Below are 25011 nucleotides of genomic sequence, written 5' to 3' on the forward strand. Positions count from 1 at the left end.
ACACCCCGCTCATGGCATGACATCGCCGGAATTGGGGCCCAGGGTCTGGCCGACAAACAGGTTGCCACCCGGCTCGCTGGCCAGCAGCACGGCGGTGGGCGCGACTTCATCCGCCAGGCCGAAGCGGCCCAGGGGCAGTTCGGCGGCCTTGGCGCGTTTCCAGTCGGCACTGATGCCGCCCACCAGCGGCGTTTCGATAGGGCCCGGCGCGATGGCGTTGACCAGCACATTGTCCTTGGCCACTTCCAGCGCGAGGGACTTGGTAAAGCCGATCACCCCGGCCTTGGCGGCGGCGTAGTGGGTCAGCTCCGCGCCGCCCTTGATACCCAGTTGCGAGGCGACGTTGATGATCCGCCCCCAGCGCTGCGCGAGCATGTGCGGCAGGGCGCGCTGGCTGGCGATGAACACGCTGGTGAGGTCGACACGCAGCATGTCATTCCACATTTCGAGGGAGAGGTCGACGCAGCGCGCCTGGGTGAGCATGCCGGCATTGTTGACCAGGATATCGATGCCGCCGAAATGCTCGACGCAGCGGTCGACACTGGCCTGGGCGCCTTCGACCGTGCCGACATCGGCCAGGCACTCGACCACTTCGGCGCCAAGGTTGCGGCAGGTGATCGCGGTTTCAGCCAGGCTGGCAGCGTTGCGGTCGGACAGCAGCAGGCGTGCGCCTTCGACGGCATAGGCGCGCGCGATGGCGGCCCCGATGCCGCTGCCGGCGCCGGTGATGACGGCGCGGCGGTGAGTGAGTTGGGGCATGGTGAACTCCTTGAATAATCGAGATGCGAACGCGGTTAAATGTGGCAGTGGCTTGCTCGCGAAAGTGGTGTGTCAGTCGATGCATGCAGAACTGTTGCGCCGCATTCTTGAGCAAGCCCGCTCCCGCATTTGATGTGCATCAGGCTTGAATCCGCATCAGTCCGGCCAGCGCACGGTCAGGCCACCGTCGATGACGATGCTCTGCCCGGTCAAATAACTCGATGCCTCACTGGTCAGGAACTGCACCAGCGATGCCACTTCATCCGCCCGCCCTACCCGGCCCAGGGGGATTGCGCGCGCCGCTTTCGCCAAGCCTTCCGGCCCCAGCGAATTTTTCGCATCCAGCGACTGCGGCGTCTCGATCAACCCGGGAATCACCGCGTTGCAGCGAATGCCCTTGGGCGCCAACTCCACCGCCAGCGACCGGCACAGACCCGGCACACCGGCCTTGGCCGCCGCGTAGTGACTGTGCTCCTGCCAGCCATACACGCCGCCGGCAATCGACGAAATCGCCACCAGCGCGCCGCCCTCGTGCATATGCCGGGTCGCCGCGCGGAAGGTGCGCATCACCCCCGTCAGGTCGACATTGAGCATTTCGTCCCACAGCGTATCGGTCATCTCCAGCAACGGCGCGCGGCGCAGCAGACCCGCGTTGGCCACTGCGTAATCGAGGCGGCCAAAATGTTGCACGGCCTGCTCGGCCAGGGCGTCCACCGAGGCGCTGGCGCCCACGTCCAGTGGCAGCATCAGGCACTCGCCGCCGGCCGCTTCCACCAGGGCCACAGTGGTGTGCGGGTCATGGGGATCGGCGGGATAATACCCGCCGACCACCGCCACGCCGTTGCGCGCATAGGCCACGGAGAGGGCTTGGCCGATGCCGCTGGCGGCACCGGTAATCAAGGCAACTTTACGGCTCATCAAACACTCCTTACTGAACGGTTTCCGGACGCACGTGGCGTGCGGCAAACATCAGGGCGCCGGACAAAAAGCACGGCAGTGCACCGAACCACAGCGCGGCGGTCTGCCAGTCGCTGCCGGCGGACAACACCTGGGTCGCGCCAAAACCTGCGACCACCGCGCCGATCGGGCCCATGGCATGAATGATCGCGCCACCGGTGGCGCGGATGCTGGTGGGGAAACTTTCGCTGATGAAGAACAGCGCTGCCGAGTACGGCCCGATCAGGAAGAACAGGCCCAGGCTGTACAGCCCGACGACCATCGCCATGTTGCTCGGGCCAAACAGCATGCCGGCGAACGACAGCCCGCCGAGCATCCAGCCCAGGCCGATCACGTTGCGGCGGCCGATCTTGTCGCCCATCCAACCGTGGCTGAGGTAACCGCAGTAACCCACCAGGTTCGACAGTACGAGGATGATCAGCGAGTTCTCGAACGAGATGTGGTGCACGCTGACGATCACCGAAGTCCCCAGCACGCTGAACACCTGGATCGCCGCCCAGTTGAGCAGCAGCGCGGCGCCGATCACCAGCGTGGCGCGGCGTGCCGGGCCACGGAAGGCCGCCTTGAGGCCGGCCTTGCTGTGTTCGTCGTAATCCACGCCGTAGGTCGCGGCGACGTTCTGCGCGTCCTTCACCGCGCCGCTTTTACGCAGCTCGCTGATGCGTTGGTGGATCTGGAACTGCGGGCTCTCCTTGAGCTTACGCGCCATGATCGCGATCACGATCGCCGGGATCGCGGCGAAGATGAAGCAGCCCTGCCAGCCAATGACCGGCAGCAACAGCGCGGTCAACCCGGCGGCGATCAACGCACCGACCGGCCAGCCGCCCTGCACCAGGCTGTAGATGAAGCCGCGGCGCTTGGTCAGGCGCGGGTCTTCGGAAGCGCCATACAGCTCGCTCAAGTAGGTCGCGTTGACGGTTTCCTCGGCATAGCCCAGGCCGCCCAGCGACCGGATCAGAATCAGCGGCGACTTGCCCCATGCCCCACCAATCGCGGTGAGTGCCGAGCAGAGTGCCGAACCGGCCACGGTGAAGATGATGCCTTTGCGCCGACCCAACTTATCCACGACCGGGCCAATGGCAAACGCGACCACCGCCGTGCCCACCGCCACCCAGGTCGCGATTTCAGCTTGCTCCACTTCACCCCAGCCAAAGTGCCGGCCGATCTCCGGCAGCAACGTGCCGAACAGGATGAAGTCATACACCGCAAACACCCAGGCGAAAAACGCGATCCAGGTGGCGAAGCGCACTTCCTGGGACGTCAGTTGCCGGGGTTTCCAGCCAGTCAGGTCAAGCTTGTTGTAGATGGACATGGGGCGCGCCTCAAGGATTTGACCGGCAGGCGCCGGCAAGCCGGCTCCTGCAGGGTGGGGTTCAGGTACGGGGTTGGCGGCGAATGAAGTCGTCGGCGATTTCGTCGAAGGTGACGAAGCGCACGCCGGCATGGCTCTGGATGTGCTCGATCAGGCGCTCCAGCATCAACAGCACTTGCGGGCGGCCGGACACGTCGGGGTGGATGGTCATGGTGAACACCGCGTGTTCGTGCTCGCGGTAGACCCAGTCGAACTGGTCGCGCCACATTTCCTCGAGGTGACGCGGGTTGACGAAGCCGTGGCTGTTCGGGGCTTTCTTGATGAACATCATCGGCGGCAGGTCATCGAGGTACCAGTTGGCCGGGATCTCCACCAGGTCGGTTTCTTCGCCGCGCACCAGGGGTTTCATCCAGGTATCGGGGTGCTGGCTGTAGTCGATCTTGGTCCAGGTGTCGCCCTTGCGCACGTAGTAGGGATGGAAGTCGTTGTGCATCAGGCTGTGGTCGTACTTGATGCCTTTTTTCAGCAACAGCTCGTTGGTCACCTTGCTGAATTCCCACCACGGCGCGACGTAGCCGGTGGGACGCTTGCCGGTGACCTGGGTGATCAGCTCGATGGACTTGTCGAGGACGATTTCTTCCTGCTCGGCGGTCATCGCGATCGGGTTTTCGTGGCTGTAGCCGTGCACGCCGATTTCGTGGCCGGCGTCGGCCACGGCCTTCATCTGCTCGGGGAAGGTTTCCATCGAGTGGCCGGGGATAAACCAGGTGGTGCGCAGGCCGTAGCGTTCGAACAGTTTGAGCAGGCGCGGCGCGCCGACTTCCCCGGCGAACAGGCCGCGGGAGATGTCATCGGGCGAGTCTTCGCCGCCGTAGGAACCGAGCCAGCCGGCGACGGCGTCGACGTCGACGCCAAATGCACAGAGGATGTCTTTAGCCATGGTGTGTCTCCTTAAAAAGTCAGGGCGGTTTCGACCGACAAAGCGGCCCGCAGCAGGCGTGCGTCTTCGCCGCTGGGGGCGCTGAGCAGCAGGCCGGTGGGTAAACCCAGGGCGTCGCGGCCGCTGGGCAGGCTCACGCCGGGCATGTCGAGCAAACTGCCGGGCATGGTCAGGCGCAGGGTGGCGAGGTTGGTGCTGACAAACAGCGCGTCGTCGGCTTCCAGCGGTGCCAGGGCCGGGGCGACATGCGCAACGGTGGGGGTGATCAGCACGGCGCCGTCGAGGTCGTCGATCAGTTGCTGTTGCAGGCGGCGGCGGGCCTCGGTGAGGGCGATCAGTTGGCTGGCCGGCAACGCGCGCGCGGCTTCGAGGCGGCGGCGTACGCGGGGGTCGAGTTGCTCGGCGTCGGCGCTGTCGAGCAACGCCTGGTGCAGGGCGAAGGCTTCGAAGGCGCCGAGCCAGCCTTGGTGCTTGATCAGCTCCAGCGTGGCCTGGAACGTTGGCGAGGGGCGCAACTCGACCCGCGCACCGGCGGCCTTGAGTTGGTCCACCGCGCGCAGCAGGTTGTTGTGCACGGCGGGTTCAATGCCTTCCAGGGCGCCTTGCTCCAGCACAAAGTGCTGGCCCTTGAGGCTTCGCGCGACATGGGTTTGCCGGCGGCCGTGGAGCAGGTCGTCGATGGCCAGCGCATCGCGCACGCTGCGGGTCAGCGGACCAAGGCTGTCGAGGGTGTGAGCCAGGGGAAACACGCCGTCGCGGCTGTAGCGTCGGCTGCTGCTGCGGTAGCCCACCAGGCCATTGAATGCCGAGGGGATGCGGATCGAACCGGCGGTGTCGGTGCCCATCGCGATGGGCACAATGTCGGCGGCGACGGCCACCGCCGAACCAGACGATGAGCCACCCGGGATACGTGGCTGGTCAGTGCCGTGCGGGTTGTGCGGGGTGCCGAAGTGCGGATTGAGGCCGAGCCCGGAATAGGCCAGCTCGCTGAGGTTGGTCTTGCCGACGCTGACCATCCCCGCGCGGCACAGCAGCCCTACACTGGGCGCATCGAGCAAGGCGGCAGGCGCATTGCGTCGGTAGGCGGCACCGGCAGTGGTGACGCTGCCGGCCACGTCATAGAGGTCCTTCCAGGCCACGGGCACGCCATCCAACCCACTCAATGGCTGGCCGGCCCGCCAGCGCGCGGCGGCGGCTTCGGCTTCACGGCGGGCGCGCTCGGTGGTCAGGCTGATAAATACCGCCGGGGCCTGGCTGGCCTTGTCGAGTGCCTGCTCGAGGGCTTGCACCGGGTCGTTGCGACCGCTGGCGAAATCCTCGGCCATCGAAGTGGCGTCTGACATCAAGATGACCCTCACAAAACGTACATATTAATAAAATGTACATTTTACAAAGGCAGGTTTCGTGCCAGTCTGTGAACGCGCGCAACCCGCAGATCAGATGTTCGCGTCAGGATCCACGGGATAGATGCTCCTGGGTCTGAAAAAAAAAGCGTGCAAGACATCCAGCGCAGGGTTTAAAAGAAATAATGTATCTTTTATGAATAAGTACATTTTGGTGCAGAAAAGTAACATTCCCGCTGTCCAGGCCCCAAAAAAGTGCCACCGATGTGGCGCAGAGTGACAGGCGCATCTATGAGAGAATCCCCGGCCACCGTCCTACATCCTCTTGAGAAAGCAATGAAAGCAGTGTCCGCCTCGGCCTCCCGTTACGCGATGATTCATCAGCTGTTGCGTGATGCGATCGTCAACGGCACCGCGCGCCACGGGCTGGTCCTGCTGGAGGCACCGCTGGCCGAGCTGTTCGGCACCAGCCGCGTGCCGGTGCGCAAGGCCCTGGACCTGCTGCACGCCGAAGGGCTGATTTGCCGCTTCAACGGCCGCGGCTACCTGATCAATCCCGAAGGCCTGGCCATGGAGCCGCTGCGCTTGCCGCTGAGCCATGCGCACCTGGGCCTGAATGGCGAAGATGAGCTGGTGGATACCCGACCGCTGGGCGAGCGGATCGTCGAGGAGATCGGCGCGGCGCTGTCCACCTGCATCGCCTTCGGCCACTACCGCCTGGACGAGCAGGCCGCCGCCGACCACTACGGCGTCAGCCGCGCGGTGGTGCGCGAAGCATTGATGCGCCTGCGCGATCGAGGCCTGGTGGAAAAAGAGCCGTACTCGCAGTGGCTGGCGGGGCCGCTGACCGCGCGGGAAGTCACCGAAGACTACGAACTGCGTGCCTGCCTGGAGCCCGAAGCCCTGCGCCAGAGCGCACCGAACCTGGACCGCGAGCTGCTCGAAGCCATGTTGCAACGCGTGCTGGACGCCCAGGACAGCCCCCATTGCAGCCTGGAAGCCATCGAACAGATCGAAGAGGATTTGCACCAGCGCTGCCTGGCCGGCCTGCAGAATCGCAAGATCGCCGCGTTGATACGCCAGGGCCAGAGCCCGATGATCATCAGCCGGATTTTCTACCGTTTGCTGGGGATCGGCGCCGATCCAGCCATGCTTGCCGAACATCGCCTGATTCTGGAGTTGTTGCTGCACGGCGCCGTCGATGCGGCCGCGTTGAATCTGCGCGAGCACCTGCAACGGGCCCGGCAGCGCATGTTGCAGCGGTTGAAAGTGCTGTCGGTGCTGCCGGAACAACCACTGCCCGCCTATCTCCACAAAATCAGCTGAGCCCTGCAGGAGCCGGCTTGCTGGCGCCTACGGGTTTCGAAAATATCATGCAATATGTTGCTATCTCACGCCCGCCATTGAAACCACCACTGCCCTGCCCCATCTAACCTGCATACTTCCTTATGCAGGTGCCCCATGAGCGACCAGCAAGAATTCCCGGACATCGACCTCAACGATTACGCCGATCCCGAAAACGCTGAACACGCAGCTTCATCCAATACCGGCCTTGCCCTGCCTGGGCAAAACCTGCCGGACAAGGTCTACATCATTCCGATCCACAATCGGCCGTTCTTCCCGGCGCAAGTGCTGCCGGTGATCGTCAATGAAGAACCGTGGGCGGAAACCCTGGAGCTGGTGAGCAAATCCGATCACCACTCGCTTGCCCTGTTTTTCATGGACACGCCGCCCGAAGATCCCCGGCATTTCGACACCTCCAGCCTGCCGCTGTACGGCACCCTGGTGAAGGTGCACCACGCCAGCCGCGAGAACGGCAAACTGCAATTCGTCGCCCAGGGCCTGACCCGCGTGCGGATTCGCACCTGGCTCAAGCACCACCGCCCACCGTACCTGGTGGAAGTCGAATACCCGCACCAGCCCAGCGAGCCGACCGACGAGGTCAAGGCCTACGGCATGGCGCTGATCAATGCGATCAAGGAACTGCTGCCGCTCAACCCGCTGTACAGCGAAGAGCTGAAGAACTACCTCAACCGCTTCAGCCCCAACGACCCGTCGCCGCTGACCGACTTCGCTGCCGCGCTCACCTCGGCCACCGGCAACGAGCTGCAGGAAGTGCTGGACTGCGTACCCATGCTCAAGCGCATGGAAAAAGTCCTGCCGATGCTGCGCAAGGAAGTCGAAGTCGCGCGCCTGCAAAAAGAACTCTCCGCCGAAGTGAACCGCAAGATCGGCGAGCACCAGCGCGAGTTCTTCCTCAAGGAACAGCTCAAGGTCATCCAGCAGGAGCTGGGCTTGACCAAGGACGACCGCAGCGCGGACGTCGAGCAGTTCGAGCAACGCCTGGAGGGCAAAGTGTTGCCGGCCCAGGCGAAAAAACGCATTGATGAAGAACTCAACAAACTGTCGATCCTGGAAACCGGCTCGCCGGAGTACGCGGTCACCCGCAACTACCTCGACTGGGCCACTTCGGTGCCGTGGGGGGTGTATGGCGAGGACAAGCTCGACCTCAAGCACGCGCGCAAGGTGCTGGATAAACACCATGCGGGGCTGGACGACATCAAGAGCCGCATCCTCGAGTTCCTCGCGGTGGGCGCTTATAAAGGCGAAGTCGCCGGTTCCATCGTGCTGCTGGTGGGCCCGCCGGGCGTGGGCAAGACCAGCGTCGGCAAATCCATCGCCGAGTCACTGGGCCGGCCGTTCTACCGTTTCAGTGTCGGCGGCATGCGCGACGAGGCCGAGATCAAGGGCCATCGCCGCACCTACATTGGCGCCCTGCCGGGCAAGCTGGTGCAGGCGCTCAAAGATGTGGAAGTGATGAACCCGGTGATCATGCTCGACGAGATCGACAAGATGGGCCAGAGCTTCCAGGGCGACCCGGCGTCGGCATTGCTGGAAACCCTCGACCCTGAGCAGAACGTCGAATTCCTCGACCACTACCTGGACCTGCGCCTGGACCTGTCCAAGGTGCTGTTCGTGTGCACCGCCAACACCCTGGATTCCATCCCCGGCCCGCTGCTGGACCGGATGGAAGTGATTCGCCTGTCCGGCTATATCACTGAAGAAAAAGTCGCCATCGCCAAGCGTCACCTGTGGCCCAAGCAGCTGGAGAAAGCCGGCGTGTCGAAAAACAGCCTGAGCATCAGCGACGGCGCCCTGCGCGCGTTGATCGACGGCTACGCGCGCGAAGCCGGTGTGCGCCAGCTGGAGAAACAGCTGGGCAAACTGGTGCGCAAAGCCGTGGTCAAGCTGCTGGATGAGCCCGACTCGGTGATCAAGATCGGCAACAAGGACCTGGAAAGCTCCCTGGGCATTCCCGTGTTCCGCAACGAGCAAGTGCTGTCCGGCACCGGGGTAATCACCGGCCTGGCCTGGACCAGCATGGGCGGCGCCACGCTGCCGATCGAGGCGACGCGCATCCACACGCTCAACCGTGGTTTCAAGCTCACCGGGCAGTTGGGTGAGGTGATGAAGGAGTCTGCCGAAATCGCCTACAGCTACATCAGCTCCAACCTGAAGTCGTTTGGCGGTGATCCGAAGTTCTTCGACGAGGCCTTCGTGCACCTGCACGTGCCGGAAGGCGCCACGCCCAAAGACGGTCCGAGCGCCGGGGTGACCATGGCCAGCGCGCTGCTGTCGCTGGCGCGCAACCAGCCGCCGAAAAAAGGCGTGGCCATGACCGGTGAATTGACGCTGACCGGGCATGTCCTGCCGATTGGCGGGGTGCGCGAGAAGGTGATTGCGGCGCGACGCCAGAAGATTCACGAGCTGATCCTGCCGGAGCCAAACCGTGGCAGCTTCGAGGAGTTGCCGGACTACCTGAAGGAAGGCATGACCGTGCACTTTGCCAAGCGCTTTGCCGACGTGGCGAAGGTGCTCTTCTGATCGCTCACTAGCCCGAGTGCCCCGAGTGCCCCCCCCTGTGGTGAGCAGGCTTGCCCTGCGTTGGGCTGCGTAGCAACCCCTCTTAAATAGACCCCATTCTTTCCGAAAGAATGGGGTCGTCAGTTCTGGGTCTGCTCCGCAGCCCAACGCAGGGCAAGCCTGCTCTCCACCAAGCGCACTCTGCGGTCCTCTTGTCACACCTTGTCTCATCTTCGGTTATGCTCGCCCTTCGTCGCTAATCAACGGAGCCTCCATGACCGCTGCCCGCCTGCTGCTTCCCCTGAGCCTTGCCCTGCTGGCCGCCTGCGCCAGTGCCCCCAAGCAAAACGTCACCGTGGAAGATCAGGGCGCCTGCCCGCTCCAGCTCAAGTCCGGGCAGAATCTGATCCTGACCCTGCCCAGCAATCCCACCACCGGTTACCGCTGGGCCATTCAGGATTCGGCCGGCGGCGTATTGCGCGCGCTGAGCCCCGAGGTCTACAGCAGCTCGGAATCCGGCGTTATTGGTGGCGGCGGCCAGTCCACCTGGCGCTTCCAGGCCTTTGCGGCCGGCCAGGGACGTTTGCGCCTGACCTCCCAGCAACCCTGGGAGCCGGAAGCCGAACCCGCCGAAACCTTCGACTGCGCCATTACGGTGAACTGATATGCCATGGCTGATTCTTGCGTTGATGGGCGCCGGCACCTTTATCTACGGCCTGACCACCCACGCCACCTTGTTGTGCCTGTTGGTCAAACCGCTGCCGGTACTCGCGCTGCTGGGCTGGCTGCATGACGCGCCGCCCACCGACTATCGACGCTGGATCAGCCTGGGGCTGATTTTCTCGCTGGTCGGCGATGTGCTGCTGGCGTGGCCGGGCGACTTGTTCATCTTCGGCCTCGGCGCGTTCCTGTTCGCGCACCTGGCGTATCTGAAAGCCTACTTCAGCGATTGCCGCCGCTTGGCGCTGCTGCCATTGGTATTGGCGCTGGGCGTGGGCGCGATCCTGCTGAGCATCCTGATTTCCCACGGCCTGGGTGACCTGATGATTCCGGTGGTGGTGTACGCAATGGTGATCAGCGCCATGCTCTGGCGCGCGTTGGCACGGCTGGGCAGCGGCGTGCCGAAACGCTCGGCGCTGCTGGCGGCGGCCGGTGCCGTGTCGTTTGTGTTTTCCGACACGCTGATCGGCATCAATCGGTTTGTACTGTCGTTCGAGGCAGCGCCGTATCTGTTGATCGTCACTTACTGGCTTGGCCAGTGGGGTATCACGGCCTCGGCTTTCCATCAGACAACCCGCGCATCCGAGGGCCAAGTTGGCTAAAATGCCGGCCTTTCCCCCATCGTCGCCGGAACAGCCGTGAGCAAAGAACCCGATCGCCTATTCGCCCAGCCCCTGCCCCAGGTGCCGGACTTCGCCTTTAACGAGGACGTGGTGCGGGTGTTCCCGGACATGATCAAGCGCTCGGTGCCGGGTTACCCGACCATCGTCGAGAACCTCGGCGTGCTCGCGGCGCAGTTCGCCCAGCCCAACAGCGTGCTGTATGACCTGGGGTCATCCCTTGGCGCGGTCACCCAAGCGTTGCGCCGCCATGTGCGCACCGACGGTTGTCGGGTGATCGCTGTGGATAACTCGGCGGCCATGGTCGAGCGCTGCCGCGAATACCTGAATGGCCAGGACTCGATGTTCCAGGAGCTGTTGCCGGTCGAAGTGGTGGAGGGCGATATCCTCGCGCTGCAATTTGCACCGGCCTCGGTGGTGGCGCTGAACTTCACCCTGCAATTTATCGCCCCCGAGGAGCGCCTGGCGCTGCTCGGCCGCATCCGCCAGTCGCTGTTGCCGGGCGGTGCATTGATCCTGTCGGAAAAGCTGCGCTTCAACGACCTTGAAGAACATGCGCTGCTCACCGACCTGCATATCGCGTTCAAACGCGCCAACGGCTACAGCGAACTGGAAATCGCCCAGAAGCGCAGCGCCATCGAAAACGTCATGAAGCCCGACAGCCTCGAAGAACACCGCGAACGCCTGCTGGCGGCCGGGTTCTCGAAAGTCGTGCCGTGGTTCCAGTGTCTTAACTTTGCCTCGTTGATAGCCTTGCCATGATTGATCTGTCTCCCCTCGCCCGCCATCTGGTCGGCACTCCCCTGGCCGTGTGGGCCCAGGGCCTGCAAGCGCAACTCGATAGCAAGATGGAAAAAGGTCATGGCGACCTCGAGCGCTGGCAGAGTGCGTTGGATGCGTTGCCTGCCATCCAGCCCAGCGAAGTGGATTTGCTCAACGGCCTGACCCTGGACACCGACTGCGACGACGCCACTCGCGCGCAAATGCACACCGCGCTGATGGGCCTGAGCCCGTGGCGCAAGGGGCCGTTCCACCTGTTCGGCGTGCATGTGGACACCGAGTGGCGTTCGGACTGGAAATGGTCGCGCGTGGCGCCGCACCTGGACCTCAAGGGCAAGCGCATCCTCGACGTCGGCTGCGGCAACGGCTACTACATGTGGCGCATGCTCGGCGCCGGCGCCGACAGCGTGATTGGCGTGGACCCCAACTGGCTGTTCTTCTGTCAGTTCCAGGCCGTGCAGCGCTATTTGTCTGCGCCGAATGCCTGGCACCTGCCATTCCCGTTCGAAGACCTGCCGCCCAATCTGGAAGGCTTCGACACCGTGTTTTCCATGGGTGTGTTCTACCACCGTCGCTCGCCGATCGAGCATTTGCTGGCGCTGAAGGACACCCTGGTCAAGGGCGGCGAACTGGTGCTGGAAACCTTGGTGGTCGAAGGCGACCAGCAGCAAGTGCTGGTGCCGGAGGACCGCTACGCGCAGATGCGCAACGTATGGTTCCTGCCGTCGGTGCCGGCGCTGATGCTGTGGCTGCGCCGCGCCGGCTTCAGTGAGGTGCGTTGTGTGGACGTGAGCGTGACGACGGTCGAGGAACAACGCGGGACGGAGTGGATGAAGTATCAGTCGCTGAGCGACTTCCTCGATCCGCAGGATCACAGCAAGACGATCGAAGGGCTGCCGGCGCCGATGCGCGCCGTCATCATCGCCAAGAAATAAACCCCATCGCCCTGGATAAATGCAGATCAAAAGGTGGGAGCGGGCTTGCTCGCGAAAGCACTGGTTCAGCTATGCAGAGGGTGGCTGACCCATCGCTTTCGCGAGCAAGCCCGCTCCCACATTGGTTTTCAGTGTTGTTTAAACCGCTGGTTTTGCGCGGCGCGCCTTGAAGAATTCGCTCAAGACAGTCCCACACTCCTCAGCCAGCACCCCGCCTTCAAACAGCACGCGGTGATTGAGAAAGCCCTGGGTAAAGAACTGCCCCTGGCTTTGCACGATACCGGCCTTGGGTTCCAGCGCGCCGTACACTACCCGCGCCACCCGCGAATGCACGATCAGGCCGGCGCACATGCTGCACGGTTCGAGGGTCACATACAGCGTGCTGCCGACCAGGCGATAGTTGCTGATCGCTTGCGCGGCGGCGCGGATCGCGACCATTTCGGCATGGGCACTGGGGTCGTTGCCACTGATCGGGCAGTTGAAGCCGCGACCGATGATTTCGCCGTCCTGCACCAGCACTGCGCCCACCGGCACCTCGCCCAGCGCAGCACCTTGGGCCGCCAGGGCCAGGGCCTCGCGCATGAAGTCCTGGTCGCGGCTGCGGTCGATGATCGCCGTGGGACGAAACTGGCGCATCACGCCACCTCGATGGCGGCCATCAGGCCGGTTTCCATATGGTCGATCACGTGGCAGTGGAACATCCACACCCCCGGGTTATCCGCCACCAACGCCACGCGCGCGCGCTCGTTCTTGCCCAACAGGTAAGTGTCGGTGAAGTACGGGATCACCTTGTGGCGGTTCGAGGCGATCACCTTGAAGCTCATGCCATGCAGGTGGATCGGGTGCTGATACTGGGTCATGTTCTTCAATTCGAAAATGTAGCTCTTGCCCTTTTCCAGCTTGGCAATCGGGCGGTCGGCACAGGTCTTGTCGGTGATGTCCCAGGCCTTGCCGTTGATCTGCCACAGGCTCGGCGGCTTACCGTTGTCGACGTCGACGGAAACCGAGCCGACCCATTCGAAATTGAAGTTGAGTTTCTCGGCGTTGGCCAGGTCCGGCTCGGCAATCGGGTTGGCTGGCAAAGCGGGCGGCCACTCGGTGGGAGCGTCGTTGTTGGCGACCGAACGGAAAGTGCCGAGGCGCACCGGGCCGTTGCGGATCGACAGCTCTTCACCCGCCGCTGGCGCCTTGATCGCCAGGCAGATGCGCATGCCCGGGCCCAGCCAGTATTCCTTGCCCAACGGCCGCGGTTCGACCGGGTTGCCGTCCAGCGCATAGATCTGCGCTTCAACCTCGGGAATATTGAGCCGATACGTCAGGGTGTTGTCGAGGTTGAGCAGGCGCACGCGGGTGATCTGCCCGGCCGGCAAATCGATCACCGCCTGGGACACGCCATTGATCGTCGACAGGCGCCCGGCGGTCCCGCCACGCGCCGCTTCACGCGGGATGCTGAAGGCAACAAAGGCGCCCTCTTCGTCCACGTGCCAGCTTTTCAGGCTGAGGGTGCGTTCGTGTTTGAAACCGGTGGGCTCGCGCTCTTCGATGATCAGCGGACCGACCAGGCCACGGCCGAGTTCTTCGCTGCTGTTGACGTGGGGGTGATACCAGTAGCTGCCGGCGTCGGGTACGCGGAATTTGTAGTCGAAGTATTCACCGGGCAGTACCGGCAGTTGCGAGACGTAGGGCACGCCGTCCATTTCCAGCGGCAGGCGGATGCCGTGCCAGTGAATGGTGGTGGCGACCGGCAGGTGGTTGATAAAGCGCACGCGCAGCCATTCACCCTGGCGCACGCGCAACTCGGTGCCCGGCGCCGACGGGCCGAACGCCCAGGCTTCGGTCTTGTGTCCTGGCACCAACTCCACGTCGAGCGGCGCGGCGATCAGTTCGTAATCGTGGCCCGCTTCGGCCTCGGCGACTTTCCCCAGCCAGTAGCGATAGGCGCCACCGGCACCGACGCCCACAACGGCCAGGCCTGCAAGACCACCCAGGATTTGTCGACGGGAAAAGGATCGGGACACAACAACCTCACGAATCTGCCGCAGGCCAGAGGCCCGCAAAAGGCAGATACGATACACCTGCATCGGCTAAACAGTAAGGCTTCGCATTGCCGCAGTTGCTGATTTCATTGGGTCGCTTGGCGAGTACGCTGTGTAACAAAGAGCTTGTCATGCCGAGCAGGCTTTTTGTAACAAGGAGCCTGTCGGGCCGAGCACGCCTTTTGTAACAAGGAGCCTGTCGGGCCAAGCACGCCTTTTGTAACAAGGAGCCTGTCGGGCCGAGCACGCCTTTTGTAACAAGGAGCCTGTCGGGCCAAGCACGCCTTTTGTAACAAGGAGCTTGTCGGGTCGAGCACGCTTTTTGTAACAAGGAGCCTGTCGGGCCGAACACGCCTTGTGTGGCGAGCGGGCTTGCCCCGCGTTGGGCTGCGCAGCAGCCCCAGTTCAATCGCCGCCAAGTGTCAGGGAGACCGGAATCGCAGGTTTCAGGGCCGCCTCGCAGCCCAACGCCGGGCAAGCCCGCTCACCACAGGAAGCACGACTGAGCTTGAGCTGCGGTATCAGGCCTTGGCAGCAGCCAGAATCAGCGCCTTCATCTCGGCCACGGCACCTTTGAAGCCGACAAACAGCGCATGCGCCACCAGCGCATGGCCGATGTTCAGCTCGTTGATGCCCTTGATCGCAGCCACGGCCTCGACGTTGTGGTAGTGCAGGCCGTGGCCGGCGTTGACGATCAGGCCTTCATTCAACCCGCAATTGACCCCGTCGATGATGCGTTGCAGTTCGTCGGCGACTTCGGTCGGCGTGGTGGCATCGGCATAACGGCCGGTGTGCAGCTCGATGGCCGGCGCGCCGACGCGGCGCGACGCTTCGATCTGGCGCTCATCGGCGTCGATGAACAGCGAGACTTCGCTGCCGATCTTCGACAGACGCTCCACCGCGGCCTTGATCCGCGCTTCCTGGCCGGCGACGTCGAGGCCGCCTTCGGTGGTCAGTTCCTGGCGGGTTTCGGGCACCAGGCAGATGTGCGCCGGACGGATGCGCTCGGCGAACGCCATCATCTCTTCGGTGACGCCCATTTCGAAGTTCATGCGGGTTTGCAGCACGTCCTTGAGCAGCAGCACGTCGCGCTCCTGGATGTGGCGGCGGTCTTCGCGCAGGTGCACGGTGATGCCGTCGGCGCCCGCTTCTTCGGCGTCCAGCGCGGCCTTGACCGGGTCAGGGTAACGGGTGCCCCGGGCCTGGCGCAGGGTGGCGACGTGGTCGATGTTGACGCCAAGAAGAATGCGATTGCTGGTGGTCACGGAAGCGCTCCTGAAAAGGGAAAGAATCGGTGCACAGCATACACGGGGATGTCAGGGCTTTCGAAACAACTCGCGACTGACCAGCGGCCGTCCGCCCAAGTGCACGGCCAGTGCCTGGCGCATCAGGCGCTTGGCGGCGGACAAGGCGCCGGGGGCGGTCCAGTCGGCTTCGCTCATGGCCAGCAGCTCAGTGCCCTGGAACAGCCCCGGCTGCAGCAGGTACACGCGCTCCAGGCCAGCATCGACCTGGAGGCGGTACATGCCGTCGGCGGCGATGGGCTCGCCGTGCAGGTCGTTGGCCAGTTCGAAGCCGTAGCCGAGGTCATCCAGCAGGCGCCACTCGAAGGCGCGCAACAACGGCTCCAGTGGGCGCCCTTCGGCGAGGGCCAGCAAGGTGGCAGCGTAGTGATCGAAGACCGCGGGGTGCGGGTCTTCAGCGGGCAGCAGGCGGATCAGCAGTTCATTCAGGTAGAGGCCGCTGAACAGCGCCTCGCCATTGAGCCAGGCGCTGGTGCCGACGCTTTCCATGCGGCCGACGTTCTTCAGCTCGCCCTTGCCGCGAAACTCCACGTCCAGCGCCACGAAGGGCCGCGCCAATGTACCCGCCTTGCCCCGCGCGCTGCGCAACACTGCGCGCAGGCGACCTTGGGGCGTGAGGAAATCCACCAGCGCGCTGGTCTCGCGGTAGGCGCGGCTGTGCAGGACGTAGGCGAGTTGACTGGGAGGTGGGGATTGGGACATTGGGTTCTCGCTGACAAGCACGGTCTTGAAAACTGCGACTATCCAATGTGGGAGCGGGCTTGCTCGCGAAGGCGGAGTGTCAGTCGATACATTCATCGCTGATAGACCGTATTCGCGAGCAAGCCCGCTCGCACATTTTGACTTGCGGCGTTACCGAAGGCCGTTTACAGGTCGCCGTAGCCCAGCGAACGCAGTGCGCGCTCGTCATCGGACCAGCCACCCTTCACCTTCACCCACAGGTTGAGCATGATCTTGGAATCGAACAGCAATTCCATGTCCTTGCGCGCTTCAGTGCCAATGCGCTTGATGCGCTCGCCCTTGTCGCCAATGATGATTTTCTTCTGGCCGTCACGCTCGACGAGGATCAGCGCATGGATATGCAGGGTCTTGCCCTGCTGCTTGAACTCTTCGATCTCGACGGTGATCTGGTACGGCAGCTCGGCGCCCATCTGGCGCATGATTTTCTCGCGCACCAGTTCGGCGGCGAGGAAACGGCTGCTGCGGTCGGTGATCTGGTCTTCCGGGAAGAAGTGCTCGTTCTCCGGCAGGTGCTCGGCGATCACGCGTTCCAGGGCATCGAGGTTGTGCCCGTGCTGGGCCGAGATCGGGATGATCTGCGCGTTCGGCAGTTGTTCCTGCAGCCAGCTCAGGTGCGGCATCAGCTCGGCTTTGTCTTCGATGCGGTCGGTCTTGTTCAGCGCCACGATCAACGGGCCGGTGACGTACTGCACACGCTCGAGGACCATCTGGTCTTCGTCGGTCCACTTGGTACGGTCGACCACGAAGATCACCACGTCGACGTCTTTCAACGCCGCCGAAGCGGTCTTGTTCATGTAGCGGTTGAGAGCTTTCTCGCCGCCTTTGTGCATGCCCGGGGTGTCGACGTAGACCGCTTGCACGTTGCCTTCGGTCTTGATGCCCAGCATGTTGTGGCGGGTAGTCTGCGGCTTGCGCGAGGTGATCGCGAGCTTCTGGCCGAGGATGTGGTTCAGCAGCGTGGACTTGCCCACGTTGGGGCGGCCGACGATGGCAACATAGCCACAGCGTGTTGCGGTTGAATCAGTCATGGCCATTCTCCACGCCCAGGGCAATCAGTGCTGCAGCGGCCGCTACCTGTTCGGCAATACGACGGCTCACACCCTGACCTCGGCTTTTTTCATTCAGTAAGGTGATTTCACATTCCACGAAGAACACGCGGCAATGCGGTTCACCCTGGATATCCACCACTTCGTAGCGTGGCAGTTCGCACCCGCGCGACTGGAGGAATTCCTGCAGGCGGGTCTTGGGATCTTTGTTGGTGTCGACGAGCGTGAGGCTTTCGATCTCGGAGGTCAGCCACGCGGTGACGCGCTCCTTGGCCGCTTCCATGCCGGCATCGAGGTAGATCGCGCCGATCAGCGCTTCGAGGGCATCGGCGAGGATCGATTCACGCCGGAAACCGCCACTCTTCAACTCGCCGGACCCCAGGCGCAGGTACTCGCCCAGGCCGAAGCCACGGGCCAGCACCGCCAGGGTCTCGCCCTTCACCAGGCGCGCACGCAGGCGCGACAGCTGGCCTTCACGGGCTTGTGGGAAGCGCTCGAACAGGGCTTCACCGGCGACGAAATTGAGGATGGCATCACCGAGGAATTCCAGGCGTTCGTTATTACGCCCGGCAAAGCTGCGGTGTGTAAGGGCAAGGACCATCAATTCCTGGTCCTTGAAGGTGTAGCCGAGCTGACGCTCGAGACGACTTAAAGAAACGCTCACGGTTTACCCATATCTGTTTGGTGGCACCGGCGGCCATCGACGATTGACGCAGTGTTCAAATTCAAATCCTGGTTGGTGCTGCATGAGGCGGGACCGATTTGTCCCAACCCCAGAAAAGCATTCGGCGCTGTGTTCACAGCGCCGCCTGTATTACTTGATCAGCCCGACCCGCGAGAAGTTCGGCAGGTGGCTGAGCTTGGGTTCCGGCCAGCTCATCCAGACCGCGAAGGCCTTGCCGACGATATTCTGGTCGGGAACCATGCCCAGCAGGTCCTTGGGAATGGTGGGATCATCCCAGTAGCGGCTGTCATTGGAGTTGTCACGGTTGTCGCCCATCATGAAATAGTGCCCGGCCGGCACTTTCCACTCACCATCAGGCTGGGCACGGTAGCGGCTCATTTCCTTGCGGATTTCGTGCTCTACCGCACCGAGTTTTTCTTCGTACAGCTCAGCGCTGCCCAGGCTGTTCGGTTCGGAACCGATCAACTTCTCGGCCACCGATTCGCCGTTGATGAGCAGGCGCTTGTCGCTGGTGTAGCGAATCACGTCGCCCGGCAGGCCCACTACACGCTTGATGTAGTTGACGTTCGGATCGCTCGGATAGCGGAACACCATCACGTCGCCGCGCTGCGGGTCACCGATCTCGATGACCTTCTTGTCGATCACCGGCAGGCGGATCCCGTAGGAAAACTTGTTGACCAGGATGAAGTCGCCGACATCCAGGGTGGGTTTCATCGACCCCGAAGGGATCTGAAACGGTTCCACCAGGAACGAACGCAGCACCAGCACGATGAACAACACCGGGAAGAACGACTTGCCGTATTCAACCAGCAAAGGCTCTTTGTTCAGCTTCTCGATGACCACGCCATCGGGCTGGCTGACGCTGCCCTGATAGGACGCGATAGCCGCCCGCCGACGCGGGGCGAAGAACACCAGATCGAGCAACGCCAAGAGACCGCAAACGGCAACGGCGATGACCAGCAACAGCGGGAAATTTAGCGACATAGGACCTAACTATCCAACCTGAGCACCGCAAGGAAGGCTTCTTGTGGAACTTCCACGTTACCTACTTGCTTCATGCGTTTTTTACCGGCCTTTTGCTTCTCAAGCAGCTTGCGCTTACGGCTTACGTCACCGCCGTAGCATTTGGCCAGTACGTTCTTTCTGAGAGCCTTGACGGAGGTCCGCGCAATGATCTGCCCGCCGATGGCGGCCTGGATCGCGACGTCGAACATCTGGCGCGGAATCAGTTCTTTCATCTTCTCGGTCAACTGGCGACCTTTGTAGTGCGCGTTGTCCTTGTGCACGATCAGTGCAAGGGCATCTACCTTGTCGCCGTTGATCAACACATCCAGTTTCACCAGATTAGCCGATTGGTAACGATCGAAATGGTAGTCCAGCGAAGCGTAGCCGCGACTGGTGGATTTGAGGCGGTCGAAGAAGTCCAGGACCACTTCGTTCATCGGCATGTCGTAGGTCACTTGCACCTGGGTACCGAGGAACAGCATGTCGCGTTGTACGCCACGCTTTTCGATACACAGGGTGATGACGTTGCCCAGGTGCTCCTGCGGAACCAGGATATTGGCCCGCACGATAGGCTCGCGCATGTCTTCGATTGCCGACAGATCCGGGAGCTTGGACGGGTTGTCGACGTAAATCGTTTCACCGGTTTTCAGCAACAGCTCAAAAATAACCGTCGGTGCGGTGGTGATCAGGTCCAGGTCGTATTCGCGCTCGAGGCGCTCCTGGATGATTTCCATGTGCAGCATGCCCAGGAACCCGCAGCGGAAGCCGAAGCCCAGGGCGTCGGAGCTTTCCGGGGTGTACTGCAACGACGAGTCGTTGAGGGTCAGCTTCTGCAGGGCTTCGCGGAAATCCTCGAAGTCATCGGAGCTGACCGGGAACAGGCCGGCGTAGACCTGTGGCTGAATGCGCTTGAAGCCCGGCAGCACATCGACGTCCGGCGTCGAGCTGAGCGTCAGCGTGTCACCTACCGGCGCGCCGTGGATGTCCTTGATACCGGCGATGATGAAGCCCACTTCACCGGCTTTCAGATCAACGGTCGCAGTGTGCTTGGGGTTGAACACACCCACGCTGTCCACCAGGTGGATCTTGCCGGTGGACTTGACCAGGATCTTGTCGCCCTTCTTCACGCGGCCATGGCGCACGCGGACCAGGGACACAACGCCCAGGTAGTTGTCGAACCAGGAGTCGATGATCAACGCTTGCAGCGGATCTTCGTAGTTGCCGGTCGGCGCGGGAATGGTCTGCACCAGGCGCTCGAGCACTTCGTCGACACCCAGGCCGGTCTTGGCGCTGCAGGTGACGGCGTCGGTGGCGTCGATGCCGATGATCTTCTCGATCTCTTCCTTGACGCGCTCGGGCTCGGCCTGCGGCAGGTCGATCTTGTTCAGCACGGGCATGACTTCCAGGCCCTGCTCGATCGCGGTATAGCAGTTGGCAACCGACTGCGCTTCAACGCCCTGGCCGGCGTCGACCACCAGCAAGGCACCTTCACAGGCCGCCAGGGAACGGCTGACTTCATAGGTGAAGTCGACGTGGCCCGGGGTGTCAATGAAGTTCAGCTGGTAGGTGATGCCATCTTTGGCCTTGTAATACAGAGTAACGCTGTGGGCCTTGATGGTGATCCCGCGCTCGCGTTCGAGGTCCATGGAGTCCAGGACCTGGGCTTCCATTTCACGCTCGGCAAGGCCGCCGCACATCTGGATGAATCGATCGGCCAGCGTCGACTTGCCATGGTCAATGTGGGCGATGATGGAGAAATTGCGGATATGACTCAAATCACTCACGGATCAACACTCAAAAAGGCTGCAGGCAGATTGCCCGCTGAAAAATAGCCGGGAATTGTACCTGATGCTCAGGCCAGGCGTCATCTTTGCTGACCAGAACAAAAATGCCCCGATCTCGCGAGCGGGGCATTTTTTGTTCATAAGCGCAGCATCAACCGGCGCGGCGCAACAGCCAGAACCCAGCCAGGGCGCAGATACCGGTCGGCACCAGCACCGCAAACAACGGAGAGAACCCGAACACCAGGCTCGACGGACCCAGCAGGTCCTGGGCAATCCGGAAGGTGAAGCCGACCAGCACGCCGGTAAACACGCGCTGGCCGAGGGTGACCGAACGCAGCGGGCCGAAGATGAACGAAATCGCCATCAGTACCAGCGCGGCGGTGACCACCGGCTGCAGCACCTTGACCCAAAACGCCAGCCAGTAGCGGCCGTTGTTCAGGCCCTGGTCCTTGAGATAGTGGATGTAACCCCACAGGCCTGAGATCGGCAGGCTTTCGGGGACCATCACCACGGTGTTGAGCAATTGCGGCTTGAGGGCGATATCCCACTCCTCGCTTGGCACATTGATCACTTCGGTGCTGGCCTTGGTGCCTTGGCCGATATTGCGGAAATAAGTCGTGGTGACGTCGCTCAGTTGCCACTTTTCATCGCCGTACTGCGCACGTTTGGCGAAGCTGGACGCCAGCAAGTGACGTTCCTTGTCGAACGTGTAGCGCGTGACCCCGATCAACAGGCCGCCCGGCTGCACGGCGTTGATGTGGATGAACTCATCACCCTGGCGGTGCCACAGGCCATGCTTGGAGCTTTGCGCATCGCCCGAGCCCTGGGCCAGGGCGCGGTTGGCCTGGGCCGTGGTTTCAGCCGGTGGCGCGACGTATTCGCCGATCAGCACACTGCACAGCATCAGCAGCAGCATGGGCTTCATCACCGCCCAGACGATACGGCCGATGGACACCCCAGCGGCCCGCATGATGGTCAGTTCGCTGTTGCTGGCCAGGCTGCCCAGGCCGATCAGGCAGCCGATCAGCGCGGCCATCGGCATCATGTCGTAGAGGCGACGCGGTGCGGTGAGGGCGACATAGCTCAGCACGTCCCACACGGTATAGGTGTCGCTGACGTTGCCGACTTCATCGATGAAGGCGAACAACGAGGCCAGGCCCAGGATGATGCCCAATACCGCCAGGATGGCGATCAGTACGCTGCTACCAATGTAGCGATCGAGCTTAGCCACGAGCCAACTCCTTCTGGCCACGACGGCTCATCATTTTCAAGCGTATAGGTTCCCAATACAGCAGCCCCAGGCCGATCACCAGGAAGATACCGTGTACCCACCACAGGCCCAGGGTCGGCGACAGCTTGCCTTTCTCCAGGGAGCCACGGGCGGAAATCAGGATAGTCAGGTAAGCCATGTACAGCAGGATCGCCGGCAACAGCTTGAGGAAACGGCCCTGGCGCGGGTTGACGCGCGACAGCGGCACGGCCATCAAGGTCACGATGAACACCAGCAGCGGCAGGGAAATCCGCCATTGCAGCTCGGCGATCGAGCGCAGCTCCTTGCTGCCGAACAGGTCGGTGGTGGGGATGGCGTCGCGGTCAGTGACTTCGTCGCTGATGTCCGGACGAGCCAGCATCACGCCATAGGTGTCGTACTTAATCGCGCGATAATCCGCCATGCCCGGGCTGCCATCGTAGCGATAGCCATTTTCCAGGATCAGGTAGCGGCTGCCGTCCGGACGGACTTCCTGGCGGCCGGAATCGGCTACCAGCACGGAAATGCCGCGGTCTTTCTTATCCTGGCCCAAGCGCTTCTCAGAGATGAAGACACCGCCCAGGTTGGCGCGGTCGTCGGTCAGGGTTTCGGTGTAGGTCACCCGTGAACCGTCGTTCAGGGCCTGGAAACGGCCGGGCTCGAGGGTGTCGAACTCGGTCATCGCGTCCTGCTTGTTCAGCACCAACTGGAACTGCATGGCGCCTTGCGGGGCCAGGCTCAGGCTCAACCAGGCCACGATCAGCGCGACCCCGGCGGCCGGGATCATGGTCATGCCCAACAGGCGCTGCTGACTCATGCCGGTGGCGGAGAGCACGGTCATTTCGCTTTCAAGGTACAGGCGGCCGTAGGCCAGCAGGATCCCGAGGAACAGGCCCAACGGCAGGATCAGCTGCAGGAACCCCGGCAGGCGAAAGCCCATGATCAGGAACAGCGAGCCTGGGTCCAGGGCGCCGGAGGCAGCCTGGGCCAGGTATTTGACGAAACGACCACTCATGATGATGACCAGCAACACCGCACTCACGGCACTCAGGGTCAACAGGACTTCGCGGGACAGATAACGGAAGACGATCAAACCAGACACTCCAGGGTTGTCAGGCTAAGGCGGCCAAACAAGCAGCATACCGAGTCAGCCCGTTTACAGCGGGCCGGCTAAAAAGATGGCGCATTATCCTGTGATTGACCGCGCCTGTCACTGCGCAACCTCATGCGCATGCACAAAGCACGTGGCAAGGGTTGTCAGGCTCCGCCGGCGAGGTTCAAACTGCGGCCTTTGTCGCGGGCGGCTTACACCGCCGCCCAGCCTTAAAGCCGGCGTACAGACGCACGGCTCTCAGACCTTTATAAGGGACCCGAAAATGGAATTGGTTGTAAAAAGCGTTAGCCCCGAAACGTTGAAAACCGCCACCCTCGTGGTCGCCATCGGCGAAGGCCGCAAGCTCGGCGTCGCCGCCAAGCAACTCGACGAACTCAGCGGCGGTGCGATCAGCGCCGTGCTCAAGCGCGGCGACCTGGCCGGCAAAGTCGGCCAGAGCCTGCTGCTGCAAAGCCTGCCCAACCTCAAGGCCGACCGCGTATTGCTGGTGGGCGTGGGCAAGGACACCGAGCTCGGCGACCGTCCATTCCGCAAGATCATCAGCAGCATCCTCAGCACCCTCAAGGGCCTGGGCGGCAGCGACGCGGCACTGGCACTCGACGAAATCGTCGTCAAGGGCCGTGACAGCTACGGCAAGACCCGCCTGCTGGCCGAGACTCTTGTAGACGGCGGTTACATCTTCGACCAGTTCAAGAGCCAGAAAGCCGAACCGCGCGCCCTGAAGAAAATCACCCTGCTGACCATCAAGGCTGCCCAGGCTGAAGTCGAGCGCGCCGTGACCCATGCCCAGGCCATCGCCAACGGCATGTCGTTCACCCGCGACCTGGGCAACCTGCCGCCGAACATCTGCCACCCGACCTACCTGGGCGAACAGGCCAAGGCGCTGGGCAAAGAGTTCAAGGGCCTCAAGGTCGAAGTGCTGGACGAGAAAAAGATCAAGGAACTGGGCATGGGCTCGTTCTATGCCGTGGGCCAGGGCAGCGACCAGCCGCCACGCCTGATCGTGATGCAATACAACGGCGGCAAGAAGTCCGAGAAGCCTTACGCCCTGGTGGGTAAAGGCATCACCTTCGACACCGGCGGCATCAGCCTCAAGCCGGGCCTGGGCATGGACGAGATGAAGTACGACATGGGCGGCGCCGCCAGCGTGTTCGGCACCCTGCGCGCCGTGCTCGAGCTGAAGCTGCCGATCAACCTGGTGTGCATCCTGGCCTGCGCCGAGAACATGCCGAGCGGCGGCGCGACCCGTCCGGGCGACATCGTCACCACCCTGAGCGGCCAGACCGTCGAAATCCTCAACACCGACGCCGAAGGCCGCCTGGTGCTGTGCGACGCACTGACCTACGCCGAGCGCTTCAAGCCACAGGCCGTGATCGACATCGCGACCCTGACCGGCGCCTGCGTGGTTGCCCTGGGCGCCCACACTTCGGGCCTGCTGGGCAACAACGACGAGCTGATCGAGCAACTGCTCAGCGCCGGCAAGGCTGCCGACGACCGTGCCTGGCAATTGCCGCTGTTCGATGAGTACCAGGAGCAACTGGACAGCCCGTTCGCCGACATCGCCAACATCGGCGGCCCGAAAGCCGGCACCATCACCGCGGCCTGCTTCCTGTCGCGCTTCGCCAAGAACTTCAACTGGGCACACCTGGACATCGCCGGCACCGCCTGGACCAGCGGCGGCAAGGACAAGGGCGCCACCGGCCGTCCGGTGCCCCTGCTGACCCAGTACCTGCTGGATCGCGCCAAGGCCTAAACGCAACCCCTGCGCAGGAGCCGGCTTGCCGGCGATGGCTGCCTTGAAATCGCCACCAGACTCA

The 25011-nt window shown here is 62.8% G+C and carries 22 protein-coding genes; 7 read left to right on the forward strand and 15 right to left on the reverse strand.

The annotated features are described in order from the left end of the window. Positions 1-9 precede the first annotated feature (9 nt). The 5 genes from C9990_RS25810 to C9990_RS25830 form a co-directional block, all read right to left on the reverse strand. Positions 10-759, reverse strand: a complete 750-nt coding sequence (locus C9990_RS25810) for an SDR family NAD(P)-dependent oxidoreductase (RefSeq protein WP_106805060.1) — start codon at positions 757-759, stop codon at positions 10-12. A 156-nt stretch (positions 760-915) separates the two neighbouring features. Further along, positions 916-1677, reverse strand: a complete 762-nt coding sequence (locus C9990_RS25815) for an SDR family NAD(P)-dependent oxidoreductase (protein ID WP_106805061.1) — start codon at positions 1675-1677, stop codon at positions 916-918. A 10-nt stretch (positions 1678-1687) separates the two neighbouring features. Further along, positions 1688-3028 carry an MFS transporter gene (locus C9990_RS25820; RefSeq protein ID WP_065906903.1) on the reverse strand — a complete coding sequence of 447 codons (1341 nt, stop codon included), beginning with the start codon at positions 3026-3028 and terminating at the stop codon, positions 1688-1690. A 61-nt stretch (positions 3029-3089) separates the two neighbouring features. Continuing rightward, a complete protein-coding gene (locus tag C9990_RS25825; protein ID WP_065906905.1) occupies positions 3090-3968 on the reverse strand; it encodes a polysaccharide deacetylase in 879 nt (292 codons plus the stop codon). Positions 3969-3979: 11 nt separating this feature from the next. Further along, positions 3980-5311 carry an amidase gene (locus C9990_RS25830; protein WP_106805062.1) on the reverse strand — a complete coding sequence of 444 codons (1332 nt, stop codon included), beginning with the start codon at positions 5309-5311 and terminating at the stop codon, positions 3980-3982. Between the two features lie 336 nt (positions 5312-5647). Between C9990_RS25830 and C9990_RS25835 the strand changes: the two genes are divergently transcribed. From C9990_RS25835 to cmoB, 6 genes are all read left to right on the forward strand, one after another. Beyond that, positions 5648-6637, forward strand: a complete 990-nt coding sequence (locus C9990_RS25835; protein WP_065906913.1) for a GntR family transcriptional regulator — start codon at positions 5648-5650, stop codon at positions 6635-6637. Between the two features lie 135 nt (positions 6638-6772). Further along, positions 6773-9196 carry an endopeptidase La gene (lon, locus tag C9990_RS25840; RefSeq protein WP_065906917.1) on the forward strand — a complete coding sequence of 808 codons (2424 nt, stop codon included), beginning with the start codon at positions 6773-6775 and terminating at the stop codon, positions 9194-9196. A gap of 253 nt (positions 9197-9449) precedes the next feature. Then, entirely contained in the window at positions 9450-9839 is a 390-nt protein-coding gene (locus C9990_RS25845; RefSeq protein WP_106805063.1) for a protease inhibitor I42 family protein, read from the forward strand. Position 9840: 1 nt separating this feature from the next. Further along, entirely contained in the window at positions 9841-10497 is a 657-nt protein-coding gene (locus C9990_RS25850; RefSeq protein ID WP_106805064.1) for a lysoplasmalogenase, read from the forward strand. 36 nt (positions 10498-10533) lie between these two features. Continuing rightward, entirely contained in the window at positions 10534-11277 is a 744-nt protein-coding gene (gene cmoA / locus C9990_RS25855; protein ID WP_065906921.1) for a carboxy-S-adenosyl-L-methionine synthase CmoA, read from the forward strand. Beyond that, positions 11274-12230, forward strand: coding sequence for a tRNA 5-methoxyuridine(34)/uridine 5-oxyacetic acid(34) synthase CmoB (gene cmoB, locus C9990_RS25860; protein ID WP_065906922.1), 957 nt, complete (start codon positions 11274-11276; stop codon positions 12228-12230). The genes cmoA and cmoB overlap by 4 nt, the downstream gene beginning before the upstream one ends. A 138-nt stretch (positions 12231-12368) precedes the next feature. Here cmoB and tadA read toward each other — a convergent pair whose 3' ends face one another. From tadA to lptF, 10 genes are all read right to left on the reverse strand, one after another. Beyond that, positions 12369-12866, reverse strand: coding sequence for a tRNA adenosine(34) deaminase TadA (tadA, locus tag C9990_RS25865; RefSeq protein WP_106805065.1), 498 nt, complete (start codon positions 12864-12866; stop codon positions 12369-12371). Continuing rightward, a complete protein-coding gene (locus C9990_RS25870; RefSeq protein WP_106805718.1) occupies positions 12866-14248 on the reverse strand; it encodes a multicopper oxidase family protein in 1383 nt (460 codons plus the stop codon). Before C9990_RS25870 ends, tadA begins: the two co-directional genes overlap by 1 nt. 539 nt (positions 14249-14787) lie before the next feature. Then, a complete protein-coding gene (pdxJ, locus tag C9990_RS25880; protein WP_065906925.1) occupies positions 14788-15531 on the reverse strand; it encodes a pyridoxine 5'-phosphate synthase in 744 nt (247 codons plus the stop codon). Between the two features lie 51 nt (positions 15532-15582). Beyond that, the gene (recO, locus tag C9990_RS25885; protein ID WP_106805066.1) at positions 15583-16272 is read right to left on the reverse strand and encodes a DNA repair protein RecO; all 690 of its coding nucleotides are present in this window, start codon (positions 16270-16272) and stop codon (positions 15583-15585) included. 164 nt (positions 16273-16436) lie between these two features. After that, entirely contained in the window at positions 16437-17339 is a 903-nt protein-coding gene (gene era, locus C9990_RS25890; protein ID WP_016978271.1) for a GTPase Era, read from the reverse strand. Then, positions 17332-18021, reverse strand: coding sequence for a ribonuclease III (rnc, locus tag C9990_RS25895; protein WP_016978270.1), 690 nt, complete (start codon positions 18019-18021; stop codon positions 17332-17334). Before rnc ends, era begins: the two co-directional genes overlap by 8 nt. A 150-nt stretch (positions 18022-18171) precedes the next feature. Further along, positions 18172-19026: a signal peptidase I gene (lepB, locus tag C9990_RS25900; RefSeq protein WP_065906928.1), complete on the reverse strand. Its 855-nt coding sequence runs from the start codon at positions 19024-19026 to the stop codon at positions 18172-18174. 5 nt (positions 19027-19031) lie between these two features. After that, a complete protein-coding gene (gene lepA, locus C9990_RS25905) occupies positions 19032-20831 on the reverse strand; it encodes a translation elongation factor 4 (protein ID WP_028618986.1) in 1800 nt (599 codons plus the stop codon). A gap of 151 nt (positions 20832-20982) precedes the next feature. Beyond that, a complete protein-coding gene (lptG, locus tag C9990_RS25910; RefSeq protein ID WP_065906929.1) occupies positions 20983-22062 on the reverse strand; it encodes an LPS export ABC transporter permease LptG in 1080 nt (359 codons plus the stop codon). Beyond that, the gene (gene lptF, locus C9990_RS25915; RefSeq protein WP_016978267.1) at positions 22055-23173 is read right to left on the reverse strand and encodes an LPS export ABC transporter permease LptF; all 1119 of its coding nucleotides are present in this window, start codon (positions 23171-23173) and stop codon (positions 22055-22057) included. The genes lptG and lptF overlap by 8 nt, the downstream gene beginning before the upstream one ends. A 283-nt stretch (positions 23174-23456) precedes the next feature. Here lptF and C9990_RS25920 point away from each other — a divergent pair, with 283 nt between their 5' ends. Continuing rightward, a complete protein-coding gene (locus tag C9990_RS25920; RefSeq protein WP_106805067.1) occupies positions 23457-24947 on the forward strand; it encodes a leucyl aminopeptidase in 1491 nt (496 codons plus the stop codon). The last annotated feature ends 64 nt before the right edge of the window (positions 24948-25011 follow it).

Source organism: Pseudomonas sp. S5D5, assembly GCF_003013355.1.
Classification (GTDB): domain Bacteria; phylum Pseudomonadota; class Gammaproteobacteria; order Pseudomonadales; family Pseudomonadaceae; genus Aquipseudomonas; species Aquipseudomonas aylmerensis.